Annotated in this window: 22 protein-coding genes and 1 tRNA gene; 8 read left to right on the forward strand and 15 right to left on the reverse strand. The window is 59.5% G+C overall.

Annotated features, from left to right (window positions below; translation table 11 throughout):
* Together H1Y01_RS08190 and H1Y01_RS08195 are read right to left on the reverse strand one after the other, a co-directional pair.
* Positions 1-260: peroxiredoxin family protein (locus H1Y01_RS08190; RefSeq protein ID WP_180539952.1), on the reverse strand; the 260-nt coding region annotated here is incomplete at its 3' end.
* Positions 261-284: 24 nt separating this feature from the next.
* On the reverse strand, positions 285-1,532 hold the full coding sequence (locus H1Y01_RS08195) for a hypothetical protein (protein WP_180539953.1): 1,248 nt from the start codon (positions 1,530-1,532) through the stop codon (positions 285-287).
* Position 1,533: 1 nt separating this feature from the next.
* Here H1Y01_RS08195 and H1Y01_RS08200 point away from each other — a divergent pair, with 1 nt between their 5' ends.
* On the forward strand, positions 1,534-1,671 hold the full coding sequence (locus tag H1Y01_RS08200) for a hypothetical protein (RefSeq protein WP_180539954.1): 138 nt from the start codon (positions 1,534-1,536) through the stop codon (positions 1,669-1,671).
* 357 nt (positions 1,672-2,028) lie between these two features.
* On the opposite strand, the gene H1Y01_RS08205 is transcribed toward H1Y01_RS08200, so the two are convergent.
* Positions 2,029-2,403, reverse strand: a complete 375-nt coding sequence (locus H1Y01_RS08205) for a hypothetical protein (RefSeq protein WP_180539955.1) — start codon at positions 2,401-2,403, stop codon at positions 2,029-2,031.
* A 93-nt stretch (positions 2,404-2,496) separates the two neighbouring features.
* Between H1Y01_RS08205 and H1Y01_RS08210 the strand changes: the two genes are divergently transcribed.
* The 3 genes from H1Y01_RS08210 to H1Y01_RS08220 are packed head-to-tail and all read left to right on the forward strand — an operon-like array spanning position 2,497 to position 5,255.
* Positions 2,497-3,765 carry an ABC transporter permease gene (locus tag H1Y01_RS08210; RefSeq protein WP_180539956.1) on the forward strand — a complete coding sequence of 423 codons (1,269 nt, stop codon included), beginning with the start codon at positions 2,497-2,499 and terminating at the stop codon, positions 3,763-3,765.
* A gap of 24 nt (positions 3,766-3,789) precedes the next feature.
* Complete coding sequence (locus tag H1Y01_RS08215) at positions 3,790-5,049, forward strand: ABC transporter permease (RefSeq protein ID WP_180539957.1); 1,260 nt, start codon at positions 3,790-3,792, stop codon at positions 5,047-5,049.
* A 59-nt stretch (positions 5,050-5,108) separates the two neighbouring features.
* Positions 5,109-5,255: a hypothetical protein gene (locus tag H1Y01_RS08220; protein WP_180539958.1), complete on the forward strand. Its 147-nt coding sequence runs from the start codon at positions 5,109-5,111 to the stop codon at positions 5,253-5,255.
* Positions 5,256-5,363: 108 nt separating this feature from the next.
* On the opposite strand, the gene H1Y01_RS08225 is transcribed toward H1Y01_RS08220, so the two are convergent.
* From H1Y01_RS08225 to H1Y01_RS08255, 7 genes are all read right to left on the reverse strand, one after another.
* Positions 5,364-6,332, reverse strand: a complete 969-nt coding sequence (locus H1Y01_RS08225) for an electron transfer flavoprotein subunit alpha/FixB family protein (RefSeq protein WP_180539959.1) — start codon at positions 6,330-6,332, stop codon at positions 5,364-5,366.
* Positions 6,329-7,099, reverse strand: coding sequence for an electron transfer flavoprotein subunit beta/FixA family protein (locus H1Y01_RS08230; RefSeq protein ID WP_180539960.1), 771 nt, complete (start codon positions 7,097-7,099; stop codon positions 6,329-6,331). Before H1Y01_RS08230 ends, H1Y01_RS08225 begins: the two co-directional genes overlap by 4 nt.
* A gap of 176 nt (positions 7,100-7,275) precedes the next feature.
* Entirely contained in the window at positions 7,276-8,523 is a 1,248-nt protein-coding gene (gene fabF, locus H1Y01_RS08235; protein WP_180539972.1) for a beta-ketoacyl-ACP synthase II, read from the reverse strand.
* 38 nt (positions 8,524-8,561) lie between these two features.
* Positions 8,562-8,807, reverse strand: coding sequence for an acyl carrier protein (gene acpP, locus H1Y01_RS08240; RefSeq protein WP_180539961.1), 246 nt, complete (start codon positions 8,805-8,807; stop codon positions 8,562-8,564).
* A 141-nt stretch (positions 8,808-8,948) separates the two neighbouring features.
* Positions 8,949-9,022, reverse strand: a tRNA-Gln gene (locus H1Y01_RS08245).
* Between the two features lie 47 nt (positions 9,023-9,069).
* The gene (locus H1Y01_RS08250; protein WP_180539962.1) at positions 9,070-10,071 is read right to left on the reverse strand and encodes a tetratricopeptide repeat protein; all 1,002 of its coding nucleotides are present in this window, start codon (positions 10,069-10,071) and stop codon (positions 9,070-9,072) included.
* 64 nt (positions 10,072-10,135) lie between these two features.
* Positions 10,136-11,926 (reverse strand): MutS-related protein, encoded by a 1,791-nt coding sequence (locus H1Y01_RS08255; RefSeq protein ID WP_180539963.1) that lies wholly within the window; start codon positions 11,924-11,926, stop codon positions 10,136-10,138.
* A 69-nt stretch (positions 11,927-11,995) separates the two neighbouring features.
* On the opposite strand from H1Y01_RS08255, the gene H1Y01_RS08260 reads away from it, so the two are divergent.
* Positions 11,996-12,421 (forward strand): OsmC family protein, encoded by a 426-nt coding sequence (locus H1Y01_RS08260; protein WP_180539964.1) that lies wholly within the window; start codon positions 11,996-11,998, stop codon positions 12,419-12,421.
* Positions 12,418-13,035 carry an HD domain-containing protein gene (locus H1Y01_RS08265; RefSeq protein WP_219341384.1) on the forward strand — a complete coding sequence of 206 codons (618 nt, stop codon included), beginning with the start codon at positions 12,418-12,420 and terminating at the stop codon, positions 13,033-13,035. The genes H1Y01_RS08260 and H1Y01_RS08265 overlap by 4 nt, the downstream gene beginning before the upstream one ends.
* Before the next feature lie 170 nt (positions 13,036-13,205).
* Here H1Y01_RS08265 and H1Y01_RS08270 read toward each other — a convergent pair whose 3' ends face one another.
* Both H1Y01_RS08270 and H1Y01_RS08275 read right to left on the reverse strand, forming a co-directional pair.
* Positions 13,206-13,385: a hypothetical protein gene (locus tag H1Y01_RS08270; protein WP_180539965.1), complete on the reverse strand. Its 180-nt coding sequence runs from the start codon at positions 13,383-13,385 to the stop codon at positions 13,206-13,208.
* Between the two features lie 53 nt (positions 13,386-13,438).
* On the reverse strand, positions 13,439-14,269 hold the full coding sequence (locus tag H1Y01_RS08275) for a hypothetical protein (protein WP_180539966.1): 831 nt from the start codon (positions 14,267-14,269) through the stop codon (positions 13,439-13,441).
* A 379-nt stretch (positions 14,270-14,648) separates the two neighbouring features.
* On the opposite strand from H1Y01_RS08275, the gene H1Y01_RS08280 reads away from it, so the two are divergent.
* Together H1Y01_RS08280 and mtaB are read left to right on the forward strand one after the other, a co-directional pair.
* Positions 14,649-14,834: a hypothetical protein gene (locus H1Y01_RS08280; protein ID WP_180539967.1), complete on the forward strand. Its 186-nt coding sequence runs from the start codon at positions 14,649-14,651 to the stop codon at positions 14,832-14,834.
* A 22-nt stretch (positions 14,835-14,856) separates the two neighbouring features.
* Complete coding sequence (gene mtaB, locus H1Y01_RS08285) at positions 14,857-16,146, forward strand: tRNA (N(6)-L-threonylcarbamoyladenosine(37)-C(2))-methylthiotransferase MtaB (protein WP_180539968.1); 1,290 nt, start codon at positions 14,857-14,859, stop codon at positions 16,144-16,146.
* Here the strand turns inward: mtaB and H1Y01_RS08290 are convergent.
* From H1Y01_RS08290 to H1Y01_RS08300, 3 genes are read right to left on the reverse strand one after another with little or no spacing between them, the layout of a single operon-like run.
* A complete protein-coding gene (locus H1Y01_RS08290) occupies positions 16,100-17,176 on the reverse strand; it encodes a YfhO family protein (protein WP_180539969.1) in 1,077 nt (358 codons plus the stop codon). The genes mtaB and H1Y01_RS08290 overlap by 47 nt on opposite strands.
* Entirely contained in the window at positions 17,173-18,516 is a 1,344-nt protein-coding gene (locus H1Y01_RS08295; RefSeq protein ID WP_219341385.1) for a hypothetical protein, read from the reverse strand. The genes H1Y01_RS08290 and H1Y01_RS08295 overlap by 4 nt, the downstream gene beginning before the upstream one ends.
* A 25-nt stretch (positions 18,517-18,541) precedes the next feature.
* A complete protein-coding gene (locus H1Y01_RS08300) occupies positions 18,542-18,757 on the reverse strand; it encodes a hypothetical protein (RefSeq protein WP_180539971.1) in 216 nt (71 codons plus the stop codon).
* Between the last annotated feature and the right edge of the window lie 237 nt (positions 18,758-18,994).

Below are 18,994 nucleotides of genomic sequence, written 5' to 3' on the forward strand. Positions count from 1 at the left end.
ACGGCGGCCTCCAGGACCTGAAGTCCGCGCGCGCCCAGTTCGGTTTGCAACGCTTCGAAAATGCCGGTTACCGCCTGGCAGTGCGAGCAGCCGGTCTTGATGAACGCCAGCAAGACTACCTTGCCGCGATACTTTTGCAAACGGGTCTTAGTCCCGTCGGTCATGTTCATGGCGAACACCGGAGCCGGCCGCGGCACCGGAGCGGCGATCGCAATCGCGCCAAGGGTCACGCCAAATACTACACACGCAAGAAATCGCATTCCTGAAATGAGGATAGCGCCCACTTACTCGGGTTCCGGCATGTTCTCGACCGATGTCACGCGTTTGCCTTCGCGCTTCACGTGGAAGTAGCTCACCGGGTCGTGCCCAAAACAACCATGGCCGGAGAAGGCGTCTTCGCTTGCCTGATCGATCACCGCGCCTTTCATCTTGCCCATGATCACCCGGCGGTACATCGAAAGAAAACGCCCCGCAGCACGGTCGCTGGACCACTCGGAGGCGTACTCCAGAAGCTTGCGATCGTTGTGCTTCGCGGCGAAAATCGCAAATCCGCCGCCGCGCCACTCGGCGCTCATTTTGTCCGCTTCTTTGCGCGACGTGTATTGCTCCAGCAACACACGATGATCCAGCTCCCCGAGTGTCGACCCGAAGACGACCTTCATATGCTTTGGCGGATCCGGCAGGTCCACATCGACCGGCTTCACGCGCGAGAAGTACATATCCGGATGCAAAATCTGCTGCGTCGACACCGGCGCTTCCGTAAATACGTGCCGGAATCCCTCGCGCCCGTAGCGTCGCACCACGGCCGCCTGAAACGTCATTCCCCAGGTGTAAGGGAAGATCAACGTCACGCGGAAGTAGAGAGGCGCTTTGTCGAAGACGGGATACTCGCCGGTGGGATCGGCGGTGGAATCGAAGTCGCTCGAGTCGGGCACGATGTCGAGCGGCTGTTCGCCTTTCTCGGCCGCGGCGTAGGCGAGTGTCAGATATTGCGCCTGCCCTTCGACAACCGCCTCGCGCGCCGCCGATTGTTCGCCGTCGTCTTCCACCTTCTTCTCGTACTTGCCTAGGTTCACATTCTGATCGGCCAGCGCGTGGGCGAGCTCATGCACGACGGTTTCGTCGCGCATCCCGCCGGGCGTCCAATCGGCCAGAAACAACTTCTTCTTCTGGTAGTCATAGAAGGCCGCGGCCTGTTCGGTCAGCAGATCGACCGTCATCTTGCGCAGATCGAAACCCTCCGGCACCAGCCCTAACAGCCGCAGCGCCGATTCCTCGGCGAGAATTTCCCTGGTCTTGATGGTTTTCTTCGCGCGTCCTTCCAGGTAGCTCGAAACTTCGGCGCGGCTGATGGATTGGAATCGCAGCTGGTGCTTTACGGGCATTCCCGTGATTTCGGATAGCTTTTGCAGCACGCCGCCGATTTCAGCCGCCGCTGGAAGCGCTTCCGTCGCGTAGACGGCAAACCCCGACAGAGCGACCGCGGCGCAGCCGCACGCTAAGATAGAGGGGAATCTACGTTTGGGAGACACAGTGGCAACCGACGAAAGCAAGCTCTATAAGGCGGAAAATCTGGGCAGCGGCACCTTCATTATTACTAAGCCGAAGCGCAAGAAAACCAAGTTACGACAGACCGAGCTGAAGAATCCCCGCCGCGGCTCGCGCAAGTAAACCGCGGCGACTTCCAATCCTATTTTCCCTTGCGGTTGGGATTGATCGCGAAGAGGCACGCTTCGAGCAGCGCTTTTTGAATCACGGCCGCCGAAGCCAGCGATCCGCAGAGTGTGAGCCCGATCAGTAAGGTTTGCATTTCCCGTCTCCCGGCGATTCGTTCGCACGCCGTATGCCAAATCGGATGCAGCGCGAGCGGCGACGTTTCTATTAAAATCACGCAACAAAGCAAGCGAAATGGCAATTCTCCTGCTATCGCAATCAGCGGAGGATTTAATCAATGAAATACCTATTCGCGTGGATGCTCGGAGTACCCGGCGGTCTGATTCTGCTGTGGTTCCTTTTCAGCCATATGCATTAACCGGGTAACACGAAGGTAGTGGGAATCGGTTCGTCCGATTGATCGTCAGGCGGTACCAGCATGTGAAAGTAATAAGTGGTTAGCGCCACCATCACGAGCAGGAGAAACAAAACCAGCCCCCATCGTAATAATGCGACCGATGGAAATGCGTCGGTCCGGACCGTCGCGGCGGTGATCTTCACCACGGCATATGAGAATGCCGCCGCGAAGGTGAGCTTCAGCCACCACGGCATGAGATCGAGCGGCTCCTGGCCGCCAATCTGGCTCCAACACTCGAAAAATGCGATGAACGCCAGCAACGCTTCAATGGCGTAGGCAACACGCAGCGGACGAAATTCTCTCTGTGGTTCGGGTGGTTTCTCGGGCGACACTGTTCTCCCAGCGCCCCTTCATCTTACCTTCACGGTTGAAATCCGGGAACCGGCGCCCGCGACACTGCGTATCTCCTGTATTCTGGAGTACACGTGCCCAGTCGTGGATTCAAGCGGTTCACCTATGATTTTGTGAGTGCGCTGGGGCTTGCCGTCGATTCGATCCGAGCCCACAAATTGCGCAGTTTCCTCACGCTTCTCGGCGTCATTATCGGCGTCGCGAGCGTAATTTTTGTCGGCTCCGCCATCGAAGGCCTCAGCGTCTACGCGGAACAAAGCACCGCGAAAGCCTTCGGCAGCGAGTCGTTCTTTATCGGCCAAGTGATCACCGGGGGCACCAGTTGGAAAGCATACGTGGAGAAGCTCAAGCGCAACCACCAGATGCGCATGGACGATTACAATTACCTCCGCACCACGGACGCCGATTATTCCGTCTTCAGTCCCTACCGGCAAAAGTCGGTTGATGTCAAGCGGGAAGGTTTCATTAGCGAGCAGACGTCCGTCCTCGGCGTTTCGGCGGCGATGTCGGTGATCCGGGATATCGGGGTCTCGGACGGACGCTTCTTCAATGAACAGGAAGAGCGGAACCGTTCGTACGTCGCGGTAATCGGCGACGAAACGCGGGACCATTTGTTCCCGGACGGCGACTCGCCGATCGACAAAACGATCAAGATCAACGGCATCGATTTCACGGTGGTCGGCGTACAGGAAAAGCTGGGCTCGGCGTTCGGCCGCAGTCAGGATAACTCGGTGTACATTCCGGTGACCGCTTTCAACCGGATGTACGGTCCGCCCACGACGGATATGCCGATCTTCGGACGCGCGCGCCCGGAAAGCGGGCTCTCGATGGATCAGGCTCTCGATTATGCGCGGGTCGCGCTGCGCACGCGTTTCCACCAGCGGCCCGCTGAGAAGGATCGGTTCGACGTTCTTACGCCGGACGCGATCCGCGGCTTCATCGACCAGATCCTTTCGCTGGTCGCGGCGGTTGTGATTCCCATAACCTGCATTTCGCTGGTGGTCGGCGGCATCGTCATCATGAACATCATGCTGGTGAGCGTCACGGAGCGGACCCGCGAGATCGGGATCCGCAAATCGCTCGGCGCACGGCGTTCGGATATCCTGCTTCAGGTCCTGATTGAAGCGGTTCTGATGGCATCGATTGGCGGCGCGATGGGGGTCGGCATTGGCGCGCTGGTCACTGCGGCCGCCGGCGCGATGTTCAGCCTGAAGCTGCACATCACGGTGCCGTACGTGATTCTTTCAGTGGTTGTGTCGAGCCTGGTTGGAATCATCTCCGGATGGTATCCGGCATCGCGCGCGGCCAAGCTGGATCCGATCACCGCACTACGTTCCGAATGACGCAGAAGCGGGGGTCCGAATAACATGGCAATCAATATCAGTCTGGGCCAGAATTTCCGAATGGCACTGGATGCGGTCTGGACGCACCGCTTCCGGTCGCTCCTCACCATTCTTGGTATCGTCATCGGGATTACCACGGTTGTAACGGTTGCGTCGCTGCTGACCGGACTACGCCAGGGCATCGTGGTGTTCTTCGATTCGCTGGGCCCCGACAACGTGTTCATTTTCAAGACGAGCGGCAATCCCCAGTTCGACGGGCCGAATCCCAAAGAGCGCCGTCGCAAAGCGATCGACCCGGCGTATGCCGAAGACATTCGACGCATCGTGACCGCGGTACAGGATGTCGGCGTTCAAATCTACATCCCCAACATTCAGGATGGAAAGGCGCTGACGGCGCACGTTCCCGGCACGGAAACCGATGACGTTTCGCTGATCGGGCAAACGGCCAATGTGGACGACCTCGCGCCTCACGATTTCCGTGATGGCCGCTTCTTTACGACCGAAGAAAACGCGCGCGGGGCGAAAGTAGCCGTGCTCGGCAACGACGTCGCGAACGCGCTGTTTCCGGATGGCAAAGCCGTGGGTAACGCTTTCATGCTGGACGGCGCGGAATACACGGTCGTCGGCGTGTTCGCCAAAGCCAAGGGCGGATTCTTCGGCCAGAACGGCGAAGACACCCAGATCACGATTCCGCTGAGCACGGCTCATTTCCGTTATCCCGGCGTCGACCGGTACATGATCATCGCGAAAGCGAAACCCGGACAGCGCAAAGAAGCTTACGACGAAATCGAAGCGTTGCTGCGGCGTCTGCGGCACACGCCCAAGGGTGAAGAGGATGACTTCTCGCTCTCCACTCCGGACCAGATCATCTCGCAATTCGACAGCATCACGGGGATCATCGGCCTGGTCGCGATCGCAATTTCCGGACTCGGTTTGCTGGTCGGCGGGATTGGAGTGATGAACATCATGCTGGTCAGCGTGACCGAGCGAACGCGCGAGATCGGCGTGCGCAAAGCGATCGGAGCGCGGCGGTTCGACATTATCTGGCAATTTCTGGCGGAGGCGATCGCGCTCACCGGAGTGGGCGGATTGCTGGGGATCATCATCGCCGTGCTGGTTACGCTGCTGGTCAGCGTGCTGGTTCCGTCGCTGCCCTCGACGGTGCCGGGTTGGGCGATCATCACAGGGTTCACCGTTTCGGTTGCGATTGGCTTGTTCTTCGGGACGTGGCCGGCGGTGAAGGCGGCGCAGCTGGATCCGGTGGAAGCGCTGAGGTACGAGTAGCGGCAGGCGATGTTCACAGCAGAGGAACGGGCTCGGCTGCGATCTGAAATGGGCCGTGGATGATGGCGGTCTTTGGGCGGTTCAACATCCTCGCGATACTTGCGGGGATCGTCAGCGTCATATATCGCGGCTTCCGTCTGTTCGGCTCGCTTTCAGCGGTAATCCTGGAATACAACAACGGAAGCGCCGCTGCGGGGCTAGTTTAGTCGCCCCTGGTAGTAACCGCTCCGTAACCGTCGCGGCTCCGTAACGTGGTGAATTTACTGAGCCGCGCGCGTAAGCAAGCGCTGTTTGAAGACTTCTGCCACGCGAGACTACTTCTTTAGTTCCTCGATCAACGCGGGAACGACCTGGAAGAGATCGCCGACGATTCCGTAGTCCGCGATTTCGAAGATGGGCGCTTCGGGATCTTTGTTGATCGCGACGACGATCTTAGAGCCTTTCATGCCGACCAGATGCTGGATCGCGCCGGAAATGCCGACGGCCAGATACATCTTAGGCGCGACGGTTTGTCCGGAACTGCCGACCTGACGCTCCATGGGGAGCCATCCGTTATCGCAGATGGGGCGTGAGGCGGCAATCTCGGCGTGCAGCGCCTCGGCGAGCTGCTCGATCATCGGCAGATTCTCAGGGTCCTTGATGCCGCGGCCTACGGAGACGATGATGTCGGCGGCGCCTAGATCGACCGCGCGGGTGGATTCGCGGAAGAGTTCGAGCGGCTTCGAGCGGACTTGCGAAGCTTCGATGGAGGGCGTGAACTTCTCAACAGGAGCGCTGCCTGGTTCGCGCGTATCGGCCCGGAACGAACCGGCTTGCAGGGATGCGAAGAAGGGCGGTTCGCCCGTGCAGTGAACGTCCGCGTTGACTTTGCCTTGAAAGAGCTGCCGGACGAAGATGGTGGTGTCGCCTTCACGCTTGTGGGCGATCACGTCGCTGACCAGGACGCGGTCCATTGCGGTAGCGAGTTTCGGGGCGTAGTCGCGGACCTGATAGGTATGCGGGAAGAGAACCAGCCGGGCGCCAAGCTTCTCGACTAACTGGCGGACCGCGAGCGCGGCGGCGTCGGGAGTATAGACATCCAGGAGTTCGTGCTCGATTACGTGTACTTTGTCGAGCTTCGATGCGGCGAGTTCAGCAGCGGCTTGCTCCGCGCCTTTACCGAATAGAGCCGCGTGGACCGGAAGCGAAAGCTCGGCGCCGAACTGCTGGGCTGCGGCGACCGTTTCGAGCGACATTTTGTTCAGCGTGCCGTCGCGCTGTTCACCTACTACCAGAATGCTCATATAACGCGCGCCTCGAATCTCAGCTTCTCTACTAACTTGGCCGCAGCTTCTTTGGGGTTACCTTCGAATAACTGCGATTGCTTGTTGCGTTCCGGGAAATAGATGCGTTCCAGCGCGGCCTTTGGCTGAGTTAGACCGCCTAAGTCCGAGGCCGAGATGCGTTTCAGTTCTTTGGTCTTGGCTTTCTTGATGCCCATGAGTGTCGCGTAACGAAGCTTGTTACTTCCGGACTGCATGGTAAGCAGAGCGGGTAACGGCATCTCGACATTCTGGAACCAGCCGTCTTCCAGCTCGCGCTTCACGGTCATCGTCTTGCCGTTGACTTCGATGTGCATGATGATGGTGGCGTGCGGAACGCCGAGTAACTCGGCCAGGATCACCCCGGTTTGTCCCATGCCGAGATCGTCCGATTGAAGGCCGGTGAGCACTAAGTCGGGCGCTTCCTGCTTCAGGGCCGCGGCCATGAGCCGGGCGGGGACCAGCGGATCGGCGCCGCCGAGGTTATCCTCTTCGATGTGCAGCGCACGGTCAGCTCCCTTGGCGAGAGCCTCGCGGATGGTCTGGGCGGCGCGTGCGGGACCCGCGCAAAGTACGATAACTTCGCCGCCGTATTGTTCTTTCAATTGCAGGCCGGCTTCTAAGGCGTAAGCGTCCGGCTCATTGATTTCGTAACTAAGGTCGGCGTCCTGAATCCACTTACCCGATGAATCGACTCGGAGTAAGGAATCACGCGCGGGAACCTGTTTGATGGCGACTACTATTTTCATTAGTTTCGTTCAATCCTTAGCCACAGATGAACACAGATAAGCATTCGAAGGTTCTTTTTCCGGAGCACCAGCTCCATTACTGTCGCGGCTCAGAATGCGGAATCCCAGTTTTCAAAACGACGACGAAGGAGATCAGGTCTTTAGTTTTATCTGAGTTCATCTGTGTTTAACTGTGGCTAATTCCCGGGTTGATAGCGCTTGAAGATCAAAGCTCCATTGGTGCCGCCGAACCCGAACGAGTTCGACAGCGCATAATCGATCCGCAACGGCCGCGCCTGGTTGGGTACGTAATCCAGGTCGCATCCGGGTCCCGGGCTCTCTAAGTTGCGGGTGGGCGGAGCGATCTGGTCGCGAATCGCCAGAACACAAAGCCCGGCTTCCAAGCCTCCCGCGCCGCCCAGTAAATGCCCGGTCATCGACTTAGTGGAACTTACGGGAAGCTTGCTCGCGTACTCGCCAAAGGTACCGTGGATTGCTTCGGTTTCCAGGCGATCGCCTAATTCGGTGGAAGTCCCGTGCGCGTTCACGTAATCGATCTGGTCCGGCGAGAGTTTCGCGTCGCGCAGCGCATTGTTCATCACGCGGGTCGCGCCTTCGCCATGTTCGGCGGGCGAGGTGACGTGGTACGCGTCGCTGCTCATTCCGTATCCGACGATTTCAGCGATGATCCGCGCGCCTCGCTGTTGGGCGAATTCGAGCGCTTCCAGAACCAGGATGCCGGCGCCTTCGCCTACGATGAAGCCGTCGCGCTCGCTATCGAAAGGACGGCTGGCGTGTTCGGGATCATCGTTACGGGTCGAGAGCGCGCGCATGGCCGCGAAGCCTCCGATCCCCAGGGGCGAGATGCAGGCTTCCGCGCCGCCGCAAATCATCACGTCCGCATCGGCGCGCTGGATGATCTTGAACGAATCGCCAATGGAGTGCGCGCTGGTGGTACAAGCGGTGGCCGTCGCGGAATTCGGCCCTTTGGCTCCGGTGCGAATGGAAACGTGCCCGGACGCGAGGTTCACGATCGTCGCCGGGATGAAGAAAGGCGAGATGCGACGCGGTCCGTGTTCGAGCAACTGGCGGTATTCGCGCTCGATGACTTCAAATCCGCCGATGCCGCTCCCTATATAGACGCCGACCCTCTCGGCGATCTCGGGAGTGACTTTCAGGCCCGAATCGGCCAGAGCGAAGTCACTGGCGGCGATCCCCAAATGGATGAACCGCCCCATCTTTTTGACTTCTTTCTTCTCGATGAAGTTGAAAGGGTCGAAATTCTTGACCTCGCCGGCGATGCGGCATGAAAAAGCCGTGGCATCGAACTGGGTGATCGGGCCGATCCCGTTGCGGGCGGCGAGAATGCCCTTCCAGGTTTCTTCCGTGCCGATGCCCAGCGGCGACACCAAGCCGACCCCGGTGACTACAACTCTGCGGGAAATACGTGCTTCTCCTCTTGTTGCAGGTCCTAAAGGTGTGATTACTTCTTAGCGGACTTCGATTCGATGTAGTCCACGGCGTCCTTGACGGTGTGGATCTTCTCGGCGTCCTCGTCGGGGATTTCGAGATCGAACGCCTCCTCGAACGCCATTACGAGCTCGACGATATCGAGCGAATCCGCGCCCAAATCATCAACGAACGAGGCGTTACTCTCAACCTGGTTCTCGTCCACCCCAAGCTGCTCGACAATAATCTGCTTTACCTTCGTCTCAACGGGAGAAGCCATTTTTCCTCCTGGGAAAAGCGCGCCAGTGCGCGGTACAAAGTCTTGATTCTAGCCATCCAGACCACAAAGGCGCAACAATTCAGTCGGGCGCAGGAGATGAACTAATACTATTTCGCTCGCCGGTTGTTCAAAAAGCGCGTATGGCTGGGAGGCAGGGATTCGAACCCCGATACGCAGATCCAGAATCTGCAGTCTTACCGTTAGACGACCTCCCAACGGCCATTTCGAATTCTAGCAAAGGGCGAGGGCGCGTCTACTTGCATTACCCGGCCGCGGCGAGCTGGGGAGCATTCTCACGATCTCCGGCGACCTGACGCAGGGCGGCATCCCGCTCACGCCGAATGCGCGCCGCACGCTCTCCCGAATAGCCGGGAGAGCCGCGATCGAGCATGGCGTCGAGCGCCTGAAGGCTCTGATCCGCTTTTTGATGCTGGCCGGCACGGTTATACGCGGTAACCAGATCCAGACGAAGGCGGAAGTTGCGAGGGTACGCGGCGGTGAGTTCTTCTAGATAAGCAATCGCTTCGGGCAGACGGTTCTCACGGCGGGCGATCTCGGCAGCCAGCATGGCGGCATTCACATGCGCTTTCCGGCCGCATGCGGCCACGTGCTGGATTTCGAGCAAGCCGCGCTCTTTATTGCCGGTCATGCCCACGGCTCGAGCCGCAAAGCGCGCCAGCGGAGGCAGCTTTCCCACGACGTATTCATTGATAGCGGGAACCAGACGGGCGTCGCAGTTCGACGGGTCCAAGCGGATGACTTCTTCGAAGTAATGCCGGCTTTGGCTGGTGTTGCGGAGGGCGGTGAACCAGGCGTGTTTCACCAGCAGGGCGTAGCTGGCGCGCAACGCGGTGATGCCGCCCATTCCGAACAGGGCCGAGCTGTCCTGGGGATTGGCGGCCAGGCGCTGCTGTTCCAGGCTTTCCGCGGTATCGAGAGCGTTGTTGAACTCGGCTTCCTGGCGCGGCGTCATGGTGACCCGCTTGGTGCGCACCAGCGAACTTTGTCCATTGACTAAATCGGCTTCAGTGATGCCGGAATCGTACATTGCCGTGTAGAAGACGCCCTGCGCGACATAAATCCAGGCATCCGCCGAGTGAGGGTGCAGATCGCGCGCGGCGCGGAAATCGGCGGCCGCTTCTTTGTATTCGAGGTTATAGAAATGATCGAATGCCGACGCGGTTAGCGGATCGGGCGGTTGTGCAACAGCGGCACTGCAAAAGGCGGTTACGAGGAACGCGGTCTTAAAGCAAGCCGATGTCACCCTTGCCGTGGAGCAAGCGCTTAGCCAAATTAGCTTTCGTTCAGATGCCTGTTTAATCCTGGTTTTAAACGATCAGGCCAACCGACCGCATGAGTGCAATTGCATTACTTCGCGTGACCACTCCTTCGCGCATTTTGTAGTCGAATGCAATACGTCCCTCGTGGATGGTGTCTTCGAAATGCACGTTGCGCGCTGACGGGATCGTATCCGCAATAGCAGCGAGCGCGAGGTCGTGGGTAGTAGCCAGCGCCATGGCGCCGCGTTCGGCAAGCCCGCGCAGAATGGCTTCCGCGCCAATGCGGCGATCGTGCGAGTTGGTGCCGGCCAGCAGTTCGTCGAGCAGGCAAAGCGACGGCTGGGGCAGCTGCAGAATTTGGCGGATGCGGAGGATTTCGGCGTAGAAGCGGCTGATCCCATCAGCCAGCGAATCGTTGGTGCGAATCGAGGCGCCCAGGTTCAGGACAGGCAAGCTCAGCGACGCGGCGCGCACGGGAGCGCCCGCCAGCGCGAGAACCGTGTTCGTGCCGACGGTGCGAAGCAGCGTGCTTTTGCCGGACATGTTGGAGCCGCTGACGATGAGGATTGCGGATTCGCCCGGCCTGGAACCTAATGAGATGTCATTCGGGACACCTTCCAGAAGCAGCGGATGACCGAGAGCGGAGGCGCGGAAGCAGGCCGGTCCCTCAGCGATCTCGGGCAGCGTGTCTTCGGGATGTTCGTAATAGGCCGATGCAAGCGAACTGAGGGCCTCGAAATCCGCCAGGGCGTTGATCCACGCGGGAACTTGCGCGCTGTGTTGCTGACGCCAGGTCTCGACCGCGAAGCTCACCTGGGTGGTCCAAAGCACGAGCGGTCCGAACAGACGGAGCGCCCAGTTGTCGCGCGATTCCAGCATTTGCATCAGGCGATTCAGTTGCGCAATGGCTTGCGAGGCCGAGCCTTTCCCGCCCGACGTAATCGCATTGTGGAGGGACTTGAGCCGCGGGGATGCGAACGATTCCGACTCCACGCGGGCCAGGGCGTCGCGCAACAATGCCAGACCGGCCGCGGATTGTTCGCACTCGCCGGCGATCCGGCTGACCACCGGGCGCCATCGAAAGAAGAGTGCGGCTTCGAGCAAGCCCACGCAAATGAGGGCGATTCGCGGGACCGCAACCCCTCCGGTGACGAGCGTGACCAGCCACCAAACAAGCAGGCCGAGGGCGAGGCTCGATAACACGCGCGCAGCGATGCGCAGGGACGCCGGAATGGCGATCGGCGGCGCGGCGGCCCAGGATCGAAGCGCGTCGGGATGTCCCGCTGACCCGAAGTCGGTTCCAAGCACGGCCATGGACTCGCGCAGGTCGAGCAGGGGCCGCAGTTCCGTGATCGCGCCGTGGCGGGCGGCGATTTCAGAGGGCGATGCGGGGTGTAGCAGCCAGTCGGCGAGGCGCTGCTCGCCCGCCCCGGTCCGGCAAACCGACAGGAACTGGAAGAGCGAATTCCGTCCGAAGAGGTCGAGATCGAACGCGTAGGGGTGCTCGGGGTCAAGGAATCGCTCGCCGGTTTCACCCTTCTCGTTGCGGCGGAGGCGAACGCGATCGAGGGCGCGCTCGTAGTATTCCGCGCCGCGGCGGGCGAAACGGATGCGGCGCTCGAAGCGATCGCCGGCCACGAACAGCGCGACCAGCACGGCCAGCGTGATGAGTCCGGGAATCGCGATCCCGCCGCCGTGAGCAGCGGAGAACCACGTGGCGAGAATGCCCAGCGCAAATAGGGCAAGCCGCGCGTTTCCGATTTGGGCCGAGCGCGCCCGTTCGGCGGCGAGGCGCTCGCGCCGGAGAGTCAGTCGCCGCTCATATTCGTGGACGGGCACAGGTTTAGCGTAGCGTCTTACCGAGGCCTCGGCGTGGGCAAGGTACCTTCTTTAGGAGGAGCTATATCGATGCCAGCAAGAACTGCCGAAGCGGAATGGAAAGGGAGCGTCACCGAGGGAGCCGGAACGATGAAGTTGGGGAGCGGCGCTTTCGAAGGGAAGTACAGCTTCAAGACGCGTTTTGAAGACGGAGTGGGGACGAACCCCGAGGAGTTGATCGCGGCCGCGCACGCCGGCTGTTTTTCGATGGCGCTGTCGGCGCAATTGGGCCGCGCGGGCTTCACGCCGACGCGCATTCATACCACCGCGAAAGTGCATTTGACGAAATCGGAAGGCGGATTTTCAATCAATCAGATCGATCTGGACACCGAGGCGGAAGTTCCGGGGATTTCGCCGGACGTGTTTCAGGAGCAGGCGGACGGGGCGAAGAAAGGCTGCCCGGTGTCGAAGGCGCTGGCCGGGGTGGATATTAAGCTGAACGCGAAGCTGGTGTGACGCCGGCAGGTTTGAGCGCGGGCTGGCGCGAGCGGGTGATCGAATATATCGAGCGCGCCGCCCAGCCGCGGGAGAAGTTCGGGCACCAGGTTCGGTTATACGCGTTGACGCGGGAGATCGGGCGGGATCTGGTGTACGATGACGACGTCGTTTTCGCAGCGGCATGGCTGCACGATATCGGCGTCTTTATCGGACACCGTCCCGAGTCCGTCGTAGCGCTTACCGCGTGGGACAACGTGGCGTATGCCGCCGAGCGTGCGCCGGATCTGCTGCGCGAGTTTGGATTTCCCGGGGATGTCGCGAGGGTAGTGGACGCGATTCGGACGCATCAGGCGAAGGCTGAGCCGCGGAGTATCGAGGCTGAGTTGGTGCGCGATGCGGATATTCTGGAGCAGCTGGGCGCGATCGGGGTGCTGCGAGCGGTTTGTAAGATCGGACGCGATACGCGGTATAAAACGTTCAGCGATGTGCGGCCCGTTTTGGTGGAAGCGGTGGAATATTTGCCGGGCAGACTGCGCTTGCCTCGGGCGAGGGAGTTGGCAGTCGATCGCGTCAGGATGCTGCGGGCGTTTGTAGATGCGATGGATGGTGAGGCCGGTGCGGGGTTGCTTTAGCTGTCCGCTCGCCATCCTCCCCGATGCGGGCCACTCGCAACGGCCGGTGTTAGTGGAAAGGGTGGAATATCCGCTGGACAAACTGCGCTTTGGGCGTGCGAGGTAACGGGCGGTCAATCGCGTCGAGATTCTGCGCTCGATCCGCGGCAGGACAGTCCAGCGAACGCGCATCACACCTTGAACATCGCTTCAAGGCGGCCGTCCATTTTTTCGACGGCGGCGAGGAAACGGGCTTCTGCATCGAGATAACGGGCAACAACATTCGTAACCAAGCGTTCGGGCGCGGTCCCTGCTTTGGCAGCCCTTGCGGCAAGCTGCGCCTCTTGCTCCAGGGTGAAATCGACTTCCATGACTTTCAGATTAGGCCAAAGCCGGGCACAAACCAACGCGCCTAACCGACGACCTACTGCGTGGCCCTGACGTTGCGAGCCTCCGGGTATCGCGCGCCCGATTTGGTGAATCCCGCGTTGACGAAATCGACGGACACGTCCACATGGACTGGAGCGCTCGAATAGGTGAGCGCGTTCAGGCGGTCGCGCAGCACCTCGTCCGAAACGTGGCTGATATGGAAGAAATAGCGCGTATCCTGCTCGCCCTGGATGATTCCGTGCCCGCCCTGGCGCACATAGGAGTCGATTGTGCCGCTCAGCAGTTCGTCAGAAGCGCCCGGCGCCGGCGCGCTTGCCGAAGCGGACGGCGAGGGAACGGCTACCGGACCGGGCGTTCCGGGCGAGAATTTGTCGCGTACCGTGAAACTCCCACCGGACAACTCCCGCTTCCATTGCTGCTCGTCGTATCGATCGCGGAGTTGCTTCACCCGCGCGCTGAGATCGTAAAACTGGTAGGTCAGGTCTTCGTATATGCGGGCGGCGGCGATCTTTACATTTGCATAGCTGCGATTGAACTGGAATTCGAGAACCACGGCCAGAACGGCCAACGCGCCTCCGTCGTCCAGATCGATTTTGTCCCACAGCTCGAGATACAGCGCTTTCGCGGTCACCCGACTGCCGTGGTTCGCCCGCAGGAACTCTTCTTGTTTTTCTACCAGATCTAACTTTGTAGTGATTTGTACGCCAAGCGAATAAAAATTGGGATTGTCTATGTAATTTGTAATCACGAAATCTAATTTATGTTTGTGGTCGAGCCTGGGATCGCGCTGGACGCGGCATCCAAAGCCCTCGAGCTTTGTGACGATACGGTCCTCGGCATCCAGGCCTCGCCGGAACGTGGCCATTTTATTTCTCCTTTAATTTGTTACGTTTGCGGGTGGTACCCCGTTGCCGCTGTGTTTTGGAAATTGACGCGGCTCGGATCGTTTCGGGTTGCATTGGAAGTGCTCCGATGTGCGTTCCTAATCGGACCGGACAGGACTTGCGCGGATTGTCAAAGAACTTAGCAAACCGGAAACAGCTCGCGAACCGAAATTATCATTTTTATGACATTTTCGTCAATCGACCTTTGTACCGGGCCTTATCATGGCTGGCCTATCATGGCTGATGGTGGGCGGATCGCGAGTCTGCCATGTGCCGATTGCGGGGCTCGCGGCTGCCAAGCAACCGGTTCGATTTGCTTGACATCCAACTCTTTGAGATCATAGAAAGCAGAGGATAGGTATGGCCGGACGATCCAGTACATCATTCCAGAAGAGGCAGAAGGAACTCGCACGGCAGGAGAAGCAGCGCGACAAAGCCGGCAAACGCGTGGCCCGGAAGGAGACCAAGGGCAATTCGGGAGAGGGTCCCGAGGTGATGTCGATTGAAGAAGCGGAACTCCTCCGTCAGGGTGTGACTGAGCAGTAAGTTGAAAGGCGGGTGCGGGGCTATGCGCACCTTTTTCGTCGAAAATTTCGGGTGCCGCGCTTCGCAAGCCGACAGCGCGGCCCTGAATTCCCACCTAACCGATGCAGGCCTGGAGCCGGTTGCAGAGCGCTCCCGTGCCGACCTTGTTGTGATCAATACGTGTACGGTTACCGCCAGCGCGGATGCGGACGCGCGTTCCACAGTGCGGCGGGCCCAGCGCGAGAACCCCCATGCACGGATTCTGGTGACCGGATGCTATGCCCAGCGCGCGCCGGAGGAGATCGCCGAACTTCCGGGAGTTCAGTGGGTGGTTGGGAACTCGCACAAGGATGCAATTGCTTCACTCGTTACCGAGGCGCCCTATCACGGCGGTATTCACGCGGGCGACATCTTCGCCGAGCGGTCCGTTTTCTCGCCGTTGCGCGTGGATGCTTCGGCGGATCATGCGCGGCCTAATCTCAAAGTTCAGGATGGCTGCAATAATCGCTGCTCGTTCTGCGTGATTCCTTTTGTGCGCGGATCGAGCCGGTTCATTCCGGCGGACGAGGTCGTCGCAAGTGTCCGCGGCTTGAGTGAGCGCTATCGCGAAGTTGTGCTGACCGGGATCAACCTCGGCCGATGGGGCCGGGAAGCCGGGAGTTCGATGCGCCTGCCCGACCTGCTTCGCCGGCTGCTTGCCGAAACTGCGATCGAACGTATTCGGTTGAGCAGCGTCGAGCCGATGGACTGGTCGGACGATCTGATCGCACTGATGGCTGGAAGCGACCGCGTCGCGCCGCATCTCCACATGCCGCTGCAATCCGGTTCGGACGCGATCCTGCGCGCGATGCACCGCAAGTACCGGCCGCGGCACTATGCCGATCGCTTGTTAAGAGCGCATCAGGCGATGCCCGACGCGGCGATGGGAGCGGACGTGATGACCGGATTTCCCGGCGAGACGGATGCGCTCTTCGAGGAATCCGTGCGGTTTATCGAGCAGCTTCCGTTCACTTACCTGCATGTGTTCACTTACTCGGAGCGGCCGGGCACCAAAGCGGTCGGGCTCGACGGGTCTGTTCCGGTTTCCGTAAGGCGCGAGCGGACGGCGCAGTTGCGGGCTGTAAGTGACCGGAAGAACCGCGAGTTTCGCGAGAGAATGATCGGGCGCACACTTTCCGCGGTTACTCTCGAACAGCGCGGGCTGGCACTTACTGAGAACTTTGTGCATGTGGAGATCGGGAATTGGTGCGGGCCGAACCGGATGGTGGGAGTAAAGCCTGTTGCCCTTACGTCGACTGGGATGCGGGAACATTCGGTGCTGCGGGTGCTGTAGAGGCAGCGCGCCGGGTCGCGAAGCAGAGTAACAGAGTAAGAACCCCCGCAATTATACTGACGGTTAGTCCGGCATGGAATCCGGGCGGCGTGTAGTGGAAATGCACGTCCGAAGATCCGGCCGGAACGGCGACGGCCTGGAAGGTATAGTTAGCCCGATACAGCTTCGCCGGCTTACCGCCCACGGTCGCCTGCCATCCCGGCGAATAGTTTTCTCCTAAGACAAAAAGTCCTGTCTGATTGGCACGCACATGAGCTGTAATATCGTCGAAATCGTACCGAAGATCGTCGACCTTTCCCGCGAGTTCTGTCGCGTGATATTCATCCATCGGAGTTTCTTCCAGCAGCACTTCACCGGGGTGCAAACTTGCGAGCGCGACTAACTCCTGATCCTTCCTATTGACTATGATAACGGCATTCGCGAGGTACGCCCGATCCCAAACCTGCTGGTTCTGAAACACGCGGTAGCTCCCGCCCTGAAAGACCGGCGCGAGCCCGGCGGAAATAATCTGCTGTGTTTGCCCAGCGTCAGGCGACAGTGCCACCAGATACTTAACGTTAAGTATGTCCAAGAGTACGCGGCTCGACGGAATTGCGCTGCGCGCGATGGGGTACGGCAAATTCGGAGCTTCAAAATATTTCCGCATTATCTCCGAATAGCGCGTGGAGTTGAAAACCATCCTTGAGGACAACGCGTCAAGGTCCATTGTTTGCGACACATCGGCGGGCAGTGCCAAATCCGTGGCAGGATGGATTCGAAACTTGCTCTTATCCGTGCGCAGGAAGTGCAGGTATTCGGGCGGTGACGCCCAAACGTCGGAGCGAAGGTATCGCTGGTGTATGTCGAGCGAAGCCAGATCTAAGAAGGCGAGAGTAAGCAGACAGAATCCCGCAGCGCTGCCCTTCAGATAGCGCCCTCTTAGAAATAGAATTGCGAGGAAGCTGACCGCCAGCAATGAGAGGCGCGCAACCTCGATTAGATAATGTGCGATAGCCGACCACAGCGCCGCGCCTTGAAGGGCGCCGTTCAACGACTCTGTCTGTCGAAGCGCATGACGCAAAGGGCGATCGCCAGCAAAGAAAGGCTTCCCACTGCCGTTGTGCGTCCGCTGCTCGTATGAATCAAGCCTTCGATTCCGAGACCTGCCAAACCTGCAAATCCAAGTGCTAAAGCGCCGCAGAAATAAGGGATGAAATGCAGGTTCTGAAAAACGGGAAGTAGTCCAATCCACTGTGCAGGTAGGGCGCCGACGAGCTTGAGAAATAGAAGGGCTGTTGCCGACGCAAAGAATATGCGAAGTCTTTGAAATCGTCCTGGGAGTTTACCAAACGCAAGAAGCGCGAGGAGCAACGGAATTAGACCAACGTAGAAAGGAGACGGGACAGGCGGGGCGGTGAATAGTTGAGCGTCGGGGTTAGCAAGCTGCAGCACGTCAAAGCCCACGGACGGGGAAATCAGCGTGATCATTTGATCGAGGGAATAATGCTGGAGACCTAATCCTCGATACCAACGGGAGAAAGTCCCATCCATACCGGAAGCTAGTTCAACGGGGATCAACAAGAAGCTGAGGAGTAACAGCGAGAGAACCTGTGCCGCTATGGCCTTGCCCCCGCGTATCCACGCCCCGCGTCTATGTTCAGCCGGCGAGGCGCAGAGGTCGCAGCCGACGGTAACTGCGACATACAAACCGGCTGCTAAGTACCCAGAGATTACCACAGGAAAGAACGAGGTCGATCCTGCCAACGCAAGCAGGAAAGCACCTATTCCCACGAAACGCCATGTGGCGAGGCGAAGCACCAGGTCGGTCGCCCATAACATCATCGGCAGTACCGCAAATGATTGACCCGTACTCGAGTTGATGTTCTGCGTCATGGACCCACCCAGCATGTAAACCGCTCCCATGCAGACCGCGGAGATCAGATGGAACCCGTTCCGCCGGAGGAAGAGATAGCAGAACAGACCGCTGGCGTAGAGTTCCGCGAGGTAATAGAAATCGCGAAGTAGGGGCGTGTCGCCCGCAAGTAGCAGAGCGATGTAAGGCGGGTAGTATTGGGTCTGGTTGATGCTGACATGTGAGTCGATTCCTCCGCCGATTTCGGAGTCCCACATAGGAATGTGCCCACTACGAAAGGCGCGCTCGATCATCTTACCGGCGGGCTCCCACTGCCACCAGGCAACACCTAAGTCGTACCAGTTTACGGACGGCGAGCCCCCATGAAACAGGCCGGGGTGGAGCGCTTGAGGCTCACCGCCGATGGGGTTGGAGTTAGCCGTTGCAACCAGCGATTGGCCCAGAAAGATGATGTTGAAGTTTGTAAGGACGAGAAATAGAAGTAGAACGAGCGGGCCCCGGAAGGCGCGAGAAGACATAAGAGCGGTGAGCGCTCTCATGATGTTACCCGATCAGATCATCGCGGCGGCTGCGCGTGCCGGAGCAGTAGTTTGCGAGGACGAAGTGGAATAATGCCACCATCCGGTGCAGGTCAATCACGAACTTCTTCGCCGCGCCTTTACAGCAGTCCCGATAACCTTGCGGGGCATCATCCAACGAGATTACGGTCACATTGACCGCCGCGGCCGGGTAGAACTTATGATATGAGGTCGCGTGCATCAGTTGGCAGTGATGCTCAGGTTGCCTGTTTTCGCGGCCTAGTCGCGGGCGCCCGGACGGTCGGCACGAAAAGACCCGGAATACCGAGTTTGCCGCCCGCCTGCGTCACGGAAGCGGAACTTGTTCGACCGTTACGACCTCACAGACGAGCGAGACATCCAGATTGCCGGACAAAGCTCGTGCGATTTTCGAGACGGACATGCGGGTTGTGGCGGAGTTGGTTGTGAGGCCGCGGCG

Source organism: Nevskia soli, from assembly GCF_903970205.1.
GTDB lineage: Bacteria > Acidobacteriota > Terriglobia > Bryobacterales > Bryobacteraceae > Bog-113.

Excerpts from the sequence above, each read along its gene's own strand:
- H1Y01_RS08215 (WP_180539957.1), top strand. The coding sequence starts at position 3,790 with ATGGCAATCAATATCAGTCTGGGCCAGAATTTCCGAATGGCACTGGAT.
- H1Y01_RS08220 (WP_180539958.1), top strand. The coding sequence starts at position 5,109 with ATGATGGCGGTCTTTGGGCGGTTCAACATCCTCGCGATACTTGCGGGG.
- H1Y01_RS08225 (WP_180539959.1), bottom strand. The coding sequence starts at position 6,332 with ATGAGCATTCTGGTAGTAGGTGAACAGCGCGACGGCACGCTGAACAAA.
- H1Y01_RS08230 (WP_180539960.1), bottom strand. The coding sequence starts at position 7,099 with ATGAAAATAGTAGTCGCCATCAAACAGGTTCCCGCGCGTGATTCCTTA.
- acpP (WP_180539961.1), bottom strand. The coding sequence starts at position 8,807 with ATGGCTTCTCCCGTTGAGACGAAGGTAAAGCAGATTATTGTCGAGCAG.
- H1Y01_RS08260 (WP_180539964.1), top strand. The coding sequence starts at position 11,996 with ATGCCAGCAAGAACTGCCGAAGCGGAATGGAAAGGGAGCGTCACCGAG.
- H1Y01_RS08270 (WP_180539965.1), bottom strand. The coding sequence starts at position 13,385 with ATGGAAGTCGATTTCACCCTGGAGCAAGAGGCGCAGCTTGCCGCAAGG.
- H1Y01_RS08275 (WP_180539966.1), bottom strand. The coding sequence starts at position 14,269 with ATGGCCACGTTCCGGCGAGGCCTGGATGCCGAGGACCGTATCGTCACA.
- H1Y01_RS08280 (WP_180539967.1), top strand. The coding sequence starts at position 14,649 with ATGGCCGGACGATCCAGTACATCATTCCAGAAGAGGCAGAAGGAACTC.
- mtaB (WP_180539968.1), top strand. The coding sequence starts at position 14,857 with ATGCGCACCTTTTTCGTCGAAAATTTCGGGTGCCGCGCTTCGCAAGCC.
- H1Y01_RS08295 (WP_219341385.1), bottom strand. The coding sequence starts at position 18,516 with ATGTCTTCTCGCGCCTTCCGGGGCCCGCTCGTTCTACTTCTATTTCTC.
- H1Y01_RS08300 (WP_180539971.1), bottom strand. The coding sequence starts at position 18,757 with ATGCACGCGACCTCATATCATAAGTTCTACCCGGCCGCGGCGGTCAAT.